10 protein-coding genes, 1 tRNA gene and 2 rRNA genes are annotated in these 13,438 nt (G+C 52.9%); 9 read left to right on the top strand and 4 right to left on the bottom strand.

Features of this window, described 5'->3' with window-relative positions:
- The first annotated feature begins 137 nt into the window (after positions 1–137).
- Both LLF79_RS11205 and LLF79_RS11200 read left to right on the top strand, forming a co-directional pair.
- On the top strand, positions 138–302 hold the full coding sequence (locus LLF79_RS11205) for a DUF2556 family protein (RefSeq protein WP_008502862.1): 165 nt from the start codon (positions 138–140) through the stop codon (positions 300–302).
- A gap of 138 nt (positions 303–440) precedes the next feature.
- Positions 441–2,522, top strand: a complete 2,082-nt coding sequence (locus tag LLF79_RS11200; protein WP_139963963.1) for a bifunctional diguanylate cyclase/phosphodiesterase — start codon at positions 441–443, stop codon at positions 2,520–2,522.
- Here the strand turns inward: LLF79_RS11200 and envR are convergent.
- Positions 2,438–3,157: an acrEF/envCD operon transcriptional regulator gene (envR, locus tag LLF79_RS11195; RefSeq protein WP_008502864.1), complete on the bottom strand. Its 720-nt coding sequence runs from the start codon at positions 3,155–3,157 to the stop codon at positions 2,438–2,440. The genes LLF79_RS11200 and envR overlap by 85 nt on opposite strands.
- Positions 3,158–3,545: 388 nt before the next feature.
- Between envR and LLF79_RS11190 the strand changes: the two genes are divergently transcribed.
- From LLF79_RS11190 to LLF79_RS11160, 7 genes are all read left to right on the top strand, one after another.
- Positions 3,546–4,688 (top strand): efflux RND transporter periplasmic adaptor subunit, encoded by a 1,143-nt coding sequence (locus LLF79_RS11190; RefSeq protein WP_227879544.1) that lies wholly within the window; start codon positions 3,546–3,548, stop codon positions 4,686–4,688.
- Between the two features lie 11 nt (positions 4,689–4,699).
- A complete protein-coding gene (locus LLF79_RS11185; RefSeq protein ID WP_021242294.1) occupies positions 4,700–7,813 on the top strand; it encodes an efflux RND transporter permease subunit in 3,114 nt (1,037 codons plus the stop codon).
- 304 nt (positions 7,814–8,117) lie between these two features.
- Positions 8,118–8,339, top strand: a complete 222-nt coding sequence (locus LLF79_RS11180; protein WP_008502867.1) for a lipoprotein — start codon at positions 8,118–8,120, stop codon at positions 8,337–8,339.
- Positions 8,340–8,813: 474 nt separating this feature from the next.
- On the top strand, positions 8,814–9,839 hold the full coding sequence (locus tag LLF79_RS11175; protein ID WP_008502868.1) for an amino acid ABC transporter substrate-binding protein: 1,026 nt from the start codon (positions 8,814–8,816) through the stop codon (positions 9,837–9,839).
- A gap of 67 nt (positions 9,840–9,906) precedes the next feature.
- The gene (locus LLF79_RS11170; protein WP_008502869.1) at positions 9,907–11,088 is read left to right on the top strand and encodes an amino acid ABC transporter permease; all 1,182 of its coding nucleotides are present in this window, start codon (positions 9,907–9,909) and stop codon (positions 11,086–11,088) included.
- A gap of 9 nt (positions 11,089–11,097) precedes the next feature.
- Entirely contained in the window at positions 11,098–12,201 is a 1,104-nt protein-coding gene (locus LLF79_RS11165) for an amino acid ABC transporter permease (protein WP_023326203.1), read from the top strand.
- A gap of 7 nt (positions 12,202–12,208) precedes the next feature.
- A complete protein-coding gene (locus tag LLF79_RS11160) occupies positions 12,209–12,967 on the top strand; it encodes an amino acid ABC transporter ATP-binding protein (RefSeq protein ID WP_014171880.1) in 759 nt (252 codons plus the stop codon).
- A gap of 106 nt (positions 12,968–13,073) precedes the next feature.
- Here the strand turns inward: LLF79_RS11160 and rrf (LLF79_RS11155) are convergent.
- The 3 genes from rrf (LLF79_RS11155) to rrf (LLF79_RS11145) all read right to left on the bottom strand — a co-directional run bounded on the left by rrf (LLF79_RS11155) (position 13,074) and on the right by rrf (LLF79_RS11145) (position 13,438).
- A 5S ribosomal RNA gene (gene rrf / locus LLF79_RS11155) occupies positions 13,074–13,189 on the bottom strand.
- Between the two features lie 43 nt (positions 13,190–13,232).
- Positions 13,233–13,308 (bottom strand) — tRNA-Thr (locus LLF79_RS11150).
- A gap of 14 nt (positions 13,309–13,322) precedes the next feature.
- Positions 13,323–13,438, bottom strand: a 5S ribosomal RNA gene (rrf, locus tag LLF79_RS11145).

Raw genomic sequence — 13,438 nt, 5'->3', positions numbered from 1 at the left:
GCATGGGGAAGCGCCTTTTTTATTCCCTGCTTCACTCCGTCAACGCTTTGTAAACCTTCGCTTATCCCGCTTTAAAACCGCCGCTTTTGGTGTATATTTCCCCCACTTTACTGGCGCTCTTCTCGCGGAATGACACAATGATTCGTAAATACTGGTGGCTGGTTGTCTTTGCAATCTCCGTTTTGATTTTCGATGCACTTCTGATGCAGTGGATTGAACTGATGAGCACCGAAACCGATAAGTGTCGCAATATGAACTCCGTGAATCCCCTGAAACTCGTAAACTGTTCAGAGCTCGACTAGCCGCCTGATTGCGCAAACTCCCCGTGAGTACCCACTAAAAACGGGGATTTAAATCCCTTTGAGCCATTACCCGACGGTGATAATGTCTCGCCCTTCTCAACCGCTCTAGCGTAACCCCACACTCGAGTAGAACCGTCCATGCTGGTCAGCCAATACAACCATATCCTTGTTGTCCTCTCCTTTGTTGTTGCCATCCTTGCCGCGTATACCGCACTGAATATGGCGGCACGTGTCGCCGGGAGTGAGGGTGTCGCTGCCCGCGTCTGGCTGGCTGGCGGCGGTATTGCAATGGGCATCGGCGTGTGGGCCATGCATTTTATCGGCATGCTGGCGATGGATCTCTCCATGAGCATGAGCTACAACGCCAGCCTGACGGTGTTATCCATGGTCATCGCCGTCGGGTCGTCACTGTTCGCGCTCTGGCTCGTGAGCTGCGATCAATTACGCTTGCGCCGTCTGCTGCCCGGTGCGCTGGTGATGGGAAGCGGTATTGTTGCCATGCATTACACCGGCATGGCCGCGCTGGAAGTGATGCCCGGGATAATCTGGGACAAGGTCTGGGTGGCCATTTCGGTCGCCATTGCGCTTGCCGCTTCACTCACGGCATTATGGCTGACCTTCCGCCTGCGTCACGACGCCGCGCAGGTCGTGCTGATGCGCACGGGTGCCGCCATCACCATGGGCATAGCCATTGCCGGGATGCACTACGCCGGGATGAAAGCCGCACAGTTTCCGATGTCCACAATGGTTCACCATGAGGGTATTAACGGGAGCTGGCTGGCGGTGCTGGTGAGCGTTGTCGCGCTCTCTATTCTTGGGATTACCCTGTTGGTATCAATGCTGGACGCCCGCCTTCAGGCGCGTACCGCCCTTCTGGCCTCGTCCCTTGCGGAAGCTAACCGGGAACTCGCACAGCTGGCCCTGCACGATACCCTGACGCGGCTGCCCAACCGTATCCTGCTGGAAGACCGACTCGATCAGGCCATCAGCAAAGCCGATCGCGAGGGGACCCATTTTGCCCTGATGTTCATGGATCTCGACGGCTTTAAAGCCATCAATGACGCTTACGGCCATGATGTCGGTGACAAGCTGCTGATTGCCGTAACGGAGCGCCTGCTGCATCTCCTGAAGGGCCAGTTCACCCTGGCACGTATCGGCGGTGATGAGTTTGTTCTGCTGGCTGAGGGGGAAGGCCCGGACGATGCGGCATCGCTGGCGAATTCGCTGGTGCGCGCGATCGATAGCCCGTTCAACCTCGAGCACTATGAACTGATGGTCACCCTCAGCATTGGGATCGCGCTGTATCCTCACGACGGCAAAACCGAACGTGAGCTCATGTTTAACGCCGATGCGGCGATGTACCATACCAAGCATATGGGCCGGAACGGTTACCACTTTTTCCAGCCCTCGATGAATACGCTGGCGCAGACCCACCTTCAGTTAATGAACGATCTGTGGATGGCGATCGATCGCAATGAGCTCCGCCTGCTGTATCAGCCAAAATTTCACGCCCCCGCCGGCCCTCTCCTTGGATTTGAGGCGTTATTGCGCTGGCAGCATCCTAAGCAGGGGTTACTGACCCCGGACCTTTTCCTGCCGCTGGCGGAGAAAACGGGGCTGATTATCCCTATCGGCAACTGGGTAATTAATGAAGCCTGTCGCCAGCTGCGTGAATGGCATCTTCAGGGACATCAAAGCTGGTCAATGGCGGTAAACCTGTCGACGCTGCAGTTTGAACAGCCTTCGCTGGTCAACACGGTTCTCAACTGCCTGGCACTTCATCATGTGCCACCAGAAATGTTGATCCTGGAGGTGACGGAAACCACGGCCATGAGCAACCCGGATGAAAGTGTACGGGTGCTGACAGAGCTGACGAAAGCGGGCGTAAAGGCCTCCATTGATGATTTTGGCACCGGCTATTCAAGCCTGCTGTACCTCAAACGCTTACCCGCCTGTGAATTGAAAATCGACAGGGCGTTCGTGAAAGAGCTCAGCGGAGAAAGCGAGGATGCCACCATTGTCTCCGCGATTGTGGCCCTCGCCAAAACACTCAATCTGAAAGTCGTGGCTGAAGGCGTAGAAACCGAAGCACAGCAGGCCTTTTTGACCGAGTTGGGCTGCAACACCCTTCAGGGTTATCTGTTAGGTAAACCCGTCAGCGCGCAAACCATAGAGGCGCTTTGTGCACGAGGGGAGATGCTACCTGGCGCAGGGCTGTAAGCATCATCATGAGGCGATACGCGAATGACAGGGAGTGTCGCCAGAATGCTATCGACCAGGGCGGGCGCCTGCTGATAAAGATTGAAACTTTCGTTATTCATTAACCAGTTTTTAATTATTCCGCTAAAAAAGCCGTGGAATACGATCAAGGTCAGATCAACATTTACCTTTGGCGAAATGATGTTACGTGAAATACAGGCCTCCAGCGAGGCACGCAGCGTGTCATAATTGAATCCAATCCGTTTTCTGATGTCTCTCTCTGAAATCATGTCACTGCTAAATTCACATTTATGATACAAAATTTGTAAAAGTGCGCATTGTCGAGGCTCACGCGCAATATACTGCAACGCAGTAATAAATTGCTCACGAAGTATTAACAATGGATCATCACCTTCGGAAAGGGAAAGCCTGTCGCGAATAATGTCGCGAAGCGGTAATTGCTGCTCCCAGATGGCATTAAATATTTCAGCTTTACTGGTGAAGTGCCAATAGATTGCACCGCGCGTCACATTTGCAGCATCCGCGATGTCCGTCAGCGTGGTGTTGGCTACGCCACGCGTCGCAAACTGCCCGATAGCCGCCTCAATCAACTGCTGCCGGGTTTGTTGAGCTTCTTCTTTCTTTTTCCGCGCCATAGACAACGACTCGCTACTCACAAAGTTTATTCGTAACACAGGTCAGGAGAAAGAAAGTATTCACCAATTCCCGTTTTAGTTTTGCACAAAAAAAGTCAATCCTCTTAATTTATAGTTTAGCTAAATACATATTTAAGTTTAAATTCATGCCATGAATAAATGAGGCACATTAAGCGCTATTTAACTGATTAGCTTGCCGGAAGAAGACAGAGAAATAAACCGAGTCTGATTCTGATTTTTCTGCTCAGACCTTGCCATTCGCACTTATAAATTAAAAAACATTAAATACCCTCATTATTATACGCAGCTACATTTTATTTTTTTATCCCGCTGCCCCTGCTACCGATTCACGCTAAATATCGGTTACCGGGTATTTAAAGGAACAGTAATGACGAATCATTTCAGACGCTTACCCTTAGCCGGTTTCATTGTCTGCGCTGTGCTGCTCTCAGGATGCGATGGCCAGGAAAACCAACAACAACAACATCCGCAGGCTCCCCAGGTCACTGTGCATATTGTGAAAAGCGCACCGCTGGCTGTCACCACTGAACTCCCGGGCAGAACAGATGCGTTCCGCGTTGCAGAGGTTCGTCCGCAGGTTAGCGGTATTATCCTGCGTCGCAACTTCACGGAGGGCAGCGATGTAAAAGCTGGAGATTCGCTTTACCAGATTGATCCTGCAACCTATCAGGCGGCTTACGACAACGCCAAAGGCGAGCTGGCGAAGGCCCAGGCGGCGGCCAATATTGCTCACCTGACGGTGAAACGTTATCTCCCGCTGGTCGGTACACAGTATGTCAGCAAGCAGGAGTATGACCAGGCCGTGGCCACGGCCCAGCAGGCAGACGCCAGCGTCGTCGCCGCCAAAGCGGGCGTTGAAAGCGCGCGCATCAACCTTGCCTATACCAAAGTGACATCGCCCGTTGATGGTCGCATCGGCAAATCCAGCGTAACGGAAGGGGCGCTGGTCACCAACGGGCAGGCAGCGGCGCTGGCAACGGTTCAGCAGCTTGATCCGATGTATGTCGATGTCACCCAGTCCAGTAATGATTTTTTGCGCCTGAAGCAGACGAGCCTGCAAAAAGGCGATACCACCAGCAGCGTTGAGCTACTGATGGAGAACGGGCAGCCCTATCCGCTGAAAGGCACATTGCAGTTCTCAGACGTCACGGTGGATCAAAGTACCGGCTCGATTACCCTGCGCGCCATTTTCCCGAATCCTCAACATCTGCTGTTACCGGGTATGTTCGTTCGCGCCCGGATTGATGAAGGTACGCAGCCGGATGCGATTCTAGTTCCCCAACAAGGCGTGACTCGTACGCCGCGAGGCGATGCCACCGTGATGGTGGTGAACGATAAAAACCAGGTTGAGTCTCGCACCGTCGTTGCGCCTCAGGCGATTGGCGACCGCTGGCTGGTGACGGAAGGGCTGAAAAACGGTGACCGCGTGATTGTCAGCGGGCTACAAAAGGTCAGACCGGGCGTAACCGTCGTCGCTACGCCTGATACCACCACCGCTCCAGCCAGTTAAGGGACGACGACATGGCTAATTTCTTTATTCAGAGACCGGTTTTCGCCTGGGTACTTGCCATCATTTTGATGATTGCTGGTGGGCTGGCCATTCTCAAACTTCCCGTCGCACAGTATCCGACCATTGCGCCTCCCGCCGTGGCGATATCCGCTACCTACCCGGGAGCAGATGCTCAAACGGTGCAGGATACCGTGACCCAGGTTATCGAGCAGAACATGAACGGTATCGATAACCTGATGTATATGTCCTCCACCAGCGATTCAGCGGGTAACGTCACCATCACCCTGACCTTCGAGTCCGGAACCGATCCGGACATCGCCCAGGTGCAGGTGCAGAACAAGCTGCAGCTCGCCATGCCACTGCTGCCGCAAGAGGTGCAGCAGCAAGGGATTGGCGTTGAGAAGTCCAGCAGTAGCTTCCTGCTGGTCGCCGGTTTTGTTTCAGACAACAAAAACCTCACGCAGGATGACATCTCCGACTATGTTGCCTCGAACGTCAAAGATGCCATCAGCCGAACGTCTGGTGTCGGTGACGTGCAGCTGTTCGGCGCCCAGTATGCGATGCGTATCTGGCTCGACAGCAATGCGATGAACAAATACCAGCTGACGCCGCTGGATATTATCAACCAGCTGAAAACGCAGAACGACCAGATAGCGGCAGGCCAGTTGGGCGGGACGCCATCCATTCCAGGACAGCAGCTGAATGCCTCGATCATCGCGCAAACCCGCCTGAAATCACCGGAAGAGTTTGGCCGCGTGACGCTCAAGGTGAACCAGGACGGCTCGATGGTGCATCTGAAGGATGTGGCTCGCATTGAGCTAGGTGGCGAAAACTACAACATGGTGACAAAAATCAACGGGCAGGCGGCAACCGGCCTGGGGATTAAGCTGGCAACAGGGGCAAATGCGCTGGATACAGCGGCAGCCATCAAGAGCAAGCTGGCACAACTGCAGCCGTTCTTCCCGCAGGGGCTAAAAGTCGTCTACCCCTATGACACCACACCGTTTGTGAAAATCTCCATCCACGAAGTGGTGAAGACCCTGTTTGAAGCGATTATTCTCGTCTTCCTGGTTATGTACCTGTTCCTGCAAAACCTGCGGGCAACGCTCATCCCGACTATCGCGGTTCCGGTCGTTCTGCTGGGTACCTTCGCGGTTCTGGCGGCGTTCGGTTTCTCCATCAATACCCTGACAATGTTCGGCATGGTGCTGGCGATAGGTCTGCTGGTTGATGACGCCATCGTGGTCGTTGAGAACGTTGAACGCGTCATGGTCGAGGACAAGCTGCCGCCGAAAGAGGCTACGCAGAAATCGATGGGACAGATCCAGGGGGCACTGGTGGGGATCGCCATGGTGCTCTCGGCGGTCTTTATCCCGATGGCCTTTTTTGGCGGCTCGACGGGGGCGATCTATCGCCAGTTCTCGCTAACTATCGTTTCCGCTATGGCATTGTCAGTACTGGTTGCGCTAATCCTGACGCCAGCGCTCTGTGCAACGTTGCTTAAGCCTGTTTCAGCCGATCATCATGAGAAAAAAGGTGGCTTCTTCGGCTGGTTTAATGCGCTCTTTGATAAGAGCGTTGAGCACTACAGTAACAGCGTGAGCGGTATCTTGCGCAAGACCGGACGCTATCTGTTGGTGTACGTCATTATTGTCGGTGGAATGGCGGTGCTCTTCCTGCGCTTACCGACCTCCTTCCTCCCCGAAGAGGATCAGGGGGTGTTTATGACAATGGTTCAACTCCCGGCGGGGGCAACCCAGACGCGTACTCAGCAGGTTCTCGACCAGGTTCAGGACTACTACCTGAACAAAGAGAAAGCAAATGTTGAATCCGTCTTTACCGTAAACGGCTTTAGCTTTAGCGGCCAGGGTCAGAACTCCGGTATTGCCTTCATCAGCCTGAAGCCCTGGGAAGAGCGTCCTGGGGCGGAAAATGGCGTTGAAGCCATTGTGGGTCGCGCGACAAAAGCTTTCAGTCAGATTAAAGACGGCCTTGTATTCCCGTTTAACCTGCCCGCTATTATTGAGTTAGGAACCGCAACGGGCTTCGACTTTGAACTTATCGATCAGGCAAACCTGGGGCATACCCAGCTGACGCAGGCGCGTAACCAGCTGCTCGGCATGGTGAAAGAGCATCCTGACCTGCTGGTGCGCGTACGTCCAAACGGTCTTGAAGATACGCCTCAGTTCAAACTGGATGTCGATCAGGAGAAAGCACAGGCGCTGGGCGTCAGTCTTTCTGACGTCAACCAGACGATTTCGACGGCCTTAGGGGGCACCTATGTGAATGACTTTATCGATCATGGCCGCGTGAAAAAAGTCTATGTACAGGCCGACGCGAAATTCCGTATGTTGCCAGGGGATATTAACAACCTTTATGTGCGCAGCGCGAACGGGGAAATGGTGCCGTTCTCAGCCTTTAGCAACGCTCACTGGGTTTATGGTTCACCTCGTCTGGAGCGCTACAACGGAATGCCTTCGATGGAGATCCTCGGCGAATCAGCCCCGGGTAAAAGTACCGGTGAGGCCATGGCTATGATGGAAAGCCTCGCGGCAAAATTGCCTTCCGGCATTGGTTATGACTGGACGGGAATGTCTTACCAGGAGCGACTTTCGGGTAACCAGGCGCCTGCACTGTACGCCATTTCACTGATCGTGGTGTTCCTGTGTCTGGCAGCGCTGTATGAAAGCTGGTCCATTCCGTTCTCCGTTATGCTGGTTGTGCCGTTGGGGGTCATCGGGGCCCTTCTCGCAGCCTCGCTGCGCGGGTTAAACAATGACGTCTATTTCCAGGTCGGCCTGCTGACCACAATTGGTCTGTCGGCGAAAAACGCCATCCTGATCGTCGAATTTGCTAAAGACCTGATGGAGAAAGAAGGTAAAGGCATCATTGAAGCTACGCTTGAAGCGTCAAGGATGCGCCTTCGACCGATCCTGATGACCTCCCTGGCCTTTATCCTTGGCGTCATGCCGCTGGTGATCAGTACCGGAGCCGGGAGCGGTGCGCAAAACGCCGTCGGTACGGGTGTGATGGGGGGAATGCTTTCCGCAACGCTTCTGGCGATTTTCTTCGTGCCCGTCTTCTTTGTGGTTGTTCGTCGACGCTTTACCCGCCATAAAGATTAACATTTCCCTAAAAAGGCACCTCTGGTGCCTTTTTTATTTTTAACATAAACAATGAATTAGGCATTAAGCAAAAGCCATGTTAAAAATACAGTGATTTGCATTAAGTAAAAACACTCTCTTACCCCTTCATAATGTCTCCATTAATTCATCCGGAAATCGATTTTTCTCCACGATTTTTACAAACTACATAATTTGAGATTATTCCTCGTGTAACGCGGACTTACCCCGGTGGTAAAATAACCTCCAGTTCGTTAATTGCCCTCCTGGCTTTATAGCGGACGAGAAATAATACTGAGGTAACATCATGAAAAGATTCATTTCCGTTGCACTACTCGCTGCGCTGCTTGCTGGTTGCGCGCACGACTCTCCATGTGTACCGGTTTACGACGACCAGGGCCGACTGGTTCATACCAATACCTGTATGAAAGGCACCACCCAGGACAACTGGGAAACAGCAGGTGCGATCGCTGGCGGCGCTGCCGCAGTGGCGGGCTTGACGCTGGGTATTGTTGCCCTGACGAAGTAACATCAGTTAAGAAAGCGCGGCTCTGGCCGCGCTTTTGCTTTTAATCAGTGCACTATTTTCAAAGAAGTAAAAAAATAGCCCCGTATTTATTCGTACCTTTCACTTCAGCCTGAAGCCAGTCACATCTTTTTCGTACACTTTTTTAAATTACCTGTTCTATTGTGATGATTTTCACACATTAATATTATTGAATATCCTGCCAATATTCACTCTGGAAACTATCTCTTCTTTTTTCTGGCACGCCTCAAAACTTTTGCTCCAATTTGTGGCACAGGTTGTAATTTCGCACCGTTTCAGGGCGCTCGTTTTATTTAAGCCTGTCTACACTCAGCATTAAGCGTTCACTCATCTCTTATTTTGCCGAACGCAAAACTGGCATTACGTTTGCTTTATAAACGTTGGCCAAAGCCACAGACAGGTAAAGCGTTTAAAAAACGCCTCTATAACGATAAATTTCGCCACACAGAAAGCATTATGAAAAAGACGATGATAGCCAGCCTGGCCGCTGCAGGCTTGATGTTTGCCGTAGCCGGTCAAGCCCATGCGGGAACGACACTGGATGCCGTTAAAAAGAAAGGTTTTGTTCAATGTGGTATCAGTGACGGTTTGCCTGGCTTCTCTTATGCCGATGCGAACGGCAAATTTACCGGTATTGATGTAGATGTCTGCCGTGGTGTTGCCGCCGCCGTTTTTGGCGATGACAGCAAGGTAAAATATACCCCGCTGACGGCAAAAGAACGCTTTACGGCACTGCAGTCCGGCGAGGTTGACATGCTCTCCCGTAATACCACCTGGACCTCCTCCCGCGACGCGGGTATGGGGATGTCATTTACGGGCGTGACCTATTATGACGGGATCGGCTTCCTGACCCACAATAAAGCAGGCCTGAAAAGCGCCAAAGAGCTGGATGGTGCGACCGTTTGTATTCAGGCGGGTACCGATACCGAGCTGAACGTCGCCGATTATTTCAAAGCAAATAACATGAAATACACGCCAGTGACATTCGACCGCTCGGATGAGTCGGCTAAAGCGCTGGAATCCGGCCGTTGCGACACGCTGGCCTCTGACCAGTCACAGCTGTACGCCTTACGCATTAAGCTGAGCAATCCGGCAGAGTGGATTGTCCTGCCTGAAGTGATCTCCAAAGAACCTCTCGGACCCGTCGTTCGTCGTGGCGATGAAGACTGGTTCTCCATTGTTCGCTGGACGCTGTTTGCCATGCTGAACGCAGAAGAGATGGGCATCAACTCGAAAAACGTGGATGAGAAAGCGGCTAATCCATCTAACCCGGATATGGCGCACTTGCTCGGTAAAGAAGGTGATTTCGGCAAAGATCTGAAGCTGGATAATAAATGGGCTTACAACATCATCAAACAGGTGGGCAACTACTCGGAGATCTTTGAACGCAACGTGGGATCGGAAAGCCCGCTGAAGATCAAACGCGGTCAGAACAATCTCTGGAACAACGGCGGTATTCAGTACGCGCCACCAGTACGTTAAGTCATAGCTGTAACGGGCACTGCTCATGCAGTGCCCACTCCAGAGTCATGGTCACTGAGGTTTCTTTATGTCCCATCGCCGCTCAGCCGTAAAAGGATCGCTATCCTTTTCTCATCCCGCGGTCCGCGCCTGGCTATTCCAGATTATTGCTATTGTTGCGGTTGTTCTCATCGCCGTGTATCTCATCCATAACACCATCACCAACCTGAACAATCGCGGCATTACCTCCGGTTTTGCGTTTTTGGATCGCAGCGCGGGCTTTGGCATTGTTCAGCATCTTATTGATTACCAGGAAGGTGACACGTACGGACGCGTATTCGTGGTCGGTTTACTGAATACGCTGTTGGTATCGGCGCTTTGTATCGTCTTCGCGTCGATACTGGGCTTCTTTATTGGCCTGGCACGTCTTTCAGAAAACTGGCTCCTGCGGAAACTGTCGACTGTTTATATCGAGACGTTCCGCAATATCCCCCCGCTGCTGCAGATCTTCTTCTGGTATTTCGCCGTACTGCGTAACCTTCCAGGTCCCCGTCAGGCCGTCGACGCGTTTGAGCTGTTTTTCCTGAGTAACCGTGGGTTGTCCATTCCTTCTCCTCAGCCGGGCGAAGGACTGTACGCTTTCATCGGCGCGATTGTGATAGCGCTTGCCCTCTCCGCTGGGGTATTCCGTTTTAACCGCAAGCATCAGATCAAAACCGGTCAGCTTCGTAGAACCTGGCCCACCGCAGTCATCCTGATCGTTAGCCTGCCGCTAGTGGCGCACTGGCTGTTTGGCGCCGCGTTGCACTGGGATGTTCCCCATCTGCGAGGCTTTAACTTCCAGGGTGGAATGGTGTTAATTCCTGAACTGGCGGCCCTGACATTGGCGCTATCGATTTATACCTCAGCCTTTATCGCTGAGATTATTCGTGCCGGGATCCAGGCCGTCCCGCACGGGCAACACGAAGCGGCACGCTCATTAGGATTACCGCATACGGTGACGCTTCGCCAGGTCATTATTCCGCAGGCGTTGCGGGTCATCATTCCGCCTCTGACCAGCCAGTATCTTAACATCGTCAAAAACTCGTCGCTGGCCGCCGCTATTGGTTACCCGGATATGGTGTCACTCTTCGCCGGAACCGTGCTTAACCAGACCGGACAAGCCATTGAAACCATCGCCATCACCATGTCTGTCTATCTCATCATCAGCCTGGTAATTTCACTGCTGATGAACCTCTATAACCGTCGTATAGCACTGGTCGAGCGCTAAGGATCTATGATGACAAAAGCGATACTGTCGCACGCCTCGCGCCCTGCCAACTCGACAGGTGGACGTTTCATTCTCTGGGCGCGAAAGAATCTGTTCTCCAGCTGGAGTAACAGCCTGCTGACGATTGTCTGCCTGTGGCTCATGTGGGAATTGATTCCTCCCCTGCTGAACTGGGCGTTTTTACAGGCCAACTGGGTCGGTTCAACCCGAGCTGACTGTACAAAAGCCGGTGCCTGCTGGGTGTTTATTCATGAACGTTTCGGTCAGTTCATGTATGGATTGTATCCGCATGAACAGCGCTGGCGGATTAACCTCGCGCTGGTTATCGGTCTGCTCTCTGTCGCAGTCATGTTCTGGAAAAAGCTGCCTCACCGTGGACGCTATATTGCCGTCTGGGCGGTGGTTTATCCGATTATTGTCTGGGTGCTGCTCTATGGCGGTTTTCTGGGGCTGGAACGCGTTGAAACACGCCAGTGGGGCGGACTGACGCTGACACTGATTATCGCGTCAGTGGGGATAGCCGGTGCCCTGCCGTGGGGGATTTTACTTGCCCTCGGACGGCGTTCAAAAATGCCGATCGTTCGCGTGCTCTCCGTTATCTTCATTGAGTTCTGGCGCGGCGTGCCGCTTATTACCGTTCTCTTTATGTCGTCAGTCATGCTGCCGCTGTTTATGGCAGAAGGGACAACGATCGACAAACTGATTCGTGCCCTGGTCGGGGTAATTCTCTTCCAGTCCGCCTATGTCGCTGAAGTTGTGCGCGGTGGTCTGCAGGCGTTGCCTAAAGGCCAGTACGAAGCGGCGGAATCACTGGCGCTCGGCTACTGGAAAACCCAGGGGCTGGTCATTCTTCCCCAGGCACTCAAGCTGGTCATTCCGGGCCTGGTCAACACGATCATTGCCCTCTTCAAGGATACCAGCCTGGTGATCATCATCGGATTGTTCGATCTCTTTAGCAGCGTGCAACAGGCTACCGTTGACCCTGTCTGGCTGGGCATGTCCACCGAAGGATATGTCTTTGCTGCCCTAATCTACTGGATCTTTTGTTTTAGCATGTCGCGCTACAGCCAGCATCTGGAAAAGCGCTTTAACACCGGGCGTACACCGCACTGAGGAAAATATGAGCCAAATAACTATGACACCCGCCGACGCGATGATTACGCTGGAAAACGTGAACAAATGGTACGGACAGTTTCATGTCCTGAAGGACATTAATCTTAAGGTCAAACAGGGCGAACGCATTGTCCTGTGCGGCCCGTCCGGCTCCGGGAAATCCACAACCATTCGCTGTATTAACCACCTTGAAGAGCATCAGCAAGGACGCATCGTGGTTGATGGTATCGAGCTGAATGAAGATATCCGCAATATCGAACGCGTGCGTCAGGAAGTGGGAATGGTATTTCAGCACTTTAATCTGTTTCCGCACCTGACCGTTCTGCAGAACTGTACGCTTGCGCCGATTTGGGTACGAAAGATGCCGAAAAAGGAAGCCGAGGCGTTGGCAATGCACTATCTGGAGCGTGTACGTATCGCAGAGCATGCCAATAAGTTTCCCGGTCAGATATCGGGTGGACAGCAGCAGCGTGTGGCTATCGCCCGTTCACTGTGTATGAAACCGAAAATTATGCTGTTTGATGAACCGACATCAGCCCTCGATCCGGAAATGGTGAAGGAGGTTCTGGATACCATGATTGGACTGGCACAATCCGGCATGACCATGCTGTGTGTCACGCATGAGATGGGGTTCGCGCGAACCGTGGCTGACCGGGTGATCTTTATGGATCGTGGGGAGATTGTTGAGCAGGCGCCGCCAGATGAGTTCTTTGCGCATCCGAAGTCAGAACGTACGCGAGCATTCCTGTCGCAGGTGATTCATTAATCAGATCTTTTTGCCCGGTGGCGCTGCGCTTACCGGGCCTACCGTTTTCACGAGAATCATAACGCAAAAAGGCCATCCTTTCGGATGGCCTTCTCACTTATTTGATGTCTGGCAGTTCCCTACTCTCACATGGGGAGACCCCACACTACCATCGGCGCTACGGCGTTTCACTTCTGAGTTCGGCATGGGGTCAGGTGGGACCACCGCGCTAAAGCCGCCAGACAAATTCTTTTACTTCTTGCCGAACTTTAACCTAAGTATAAAGTGGTGCTGATACCCAGAGTCGAACTGGGGACCTCACCCTTACCAAGGGTGCGCTCTACCAACTGAGCCATATCAGCACGCTAAATTTGATGCCTGGCAGTTCCCTACTCTCACATGGGGAGACCCCACACTACCATCGGCGCTACGGCGTTTCACTTCTGAGTTCGGCATGGGGTCAGGTGGGACCACCGCGCTAAAGCCGCCAGG

The sequence above is a fragment of the Enterobacter cloacae complex sp. 2021EL-01169 genome (assembly GCF_020733125.1).
GTDB classification, from domain to species: Bacteria; Pseudomonadota; Gammaproteobacteria; order Enterobacterales; family Enterobacteriaceae; genus Enterobacter; species Enterobacter roggenkampii.
This window is presented reverse-complemented; position numbering and strand designations above follow the sequence as displayed.

Coding starts and splice junctions, on each gene's coding strand:
- LLF79_RS11205 (WP_008502862.1), top strand. CDS start 138: ATGATTCGTAAATACTGGTGGCTGGTTGTCTTTGCAATCTCCGTTTTG.
- LLF79_RS11200 (WP_139963963.1), top strand. CDS start 441: ATGCTGGTCAGCCAATACAACCATATCCTTGTTGTCCTCTCCTTTGTT.
- envR (WP_008502864.1), bottom strand. CDS start 3,157: ATGGCGCGGAAAAAGAAAGAAGAAGCTCAACAAACCCGGCAGCAGTTG.
- LLF79_RS11190 (WP_227879544.1), top strand. CDS start 3,546: ATGACGAATCATTTCAGACGCTTACCCTTAGCCGGTTTCATTGTCTGC.
- LLF79_RS11185 (WP_021242294.1), top strand. CDS start 4,700: ATGGCTAATTTCTTTATTCAGAGACCGGTTTTCGCCTGGGTACTTGCC.
- LLF79_RS11180 (WP_008502867.1), top strand. CDS start 8,118: ATGAAAAGATTCATTTCCGTTGCACTACTCGCTGCGCTGCTTGCTGGT.
- LLF79_RS11175 (WP_008502868.1), top strand. CDS start 8,814: ATGAAAAAGACGATGATAGCCAGCCTGGCCGCTGCAGGCTTGATGTTT.
- LLF79_RS11170 (WP_008502869.1), top strand. CDS start 9,907: ATGTCCCATCGCCGCTCAGCCGTAAAAGGATCGCTATCCTTTTCTCAT.
- LLF79_RS11165 (WP_023326203.1), top strand. CDS start 11,098: ATGACAAAAGCGATACTGTCGCACGCCTCGCGCCCTGCCAACTCGACA.
- LLF79_RS11160 (WP_014171880.1), top strand. CDS start 12,209: ATGAGCCAAATAACTATGACACCCGCCGACGCGATGATTACGCTGGAA.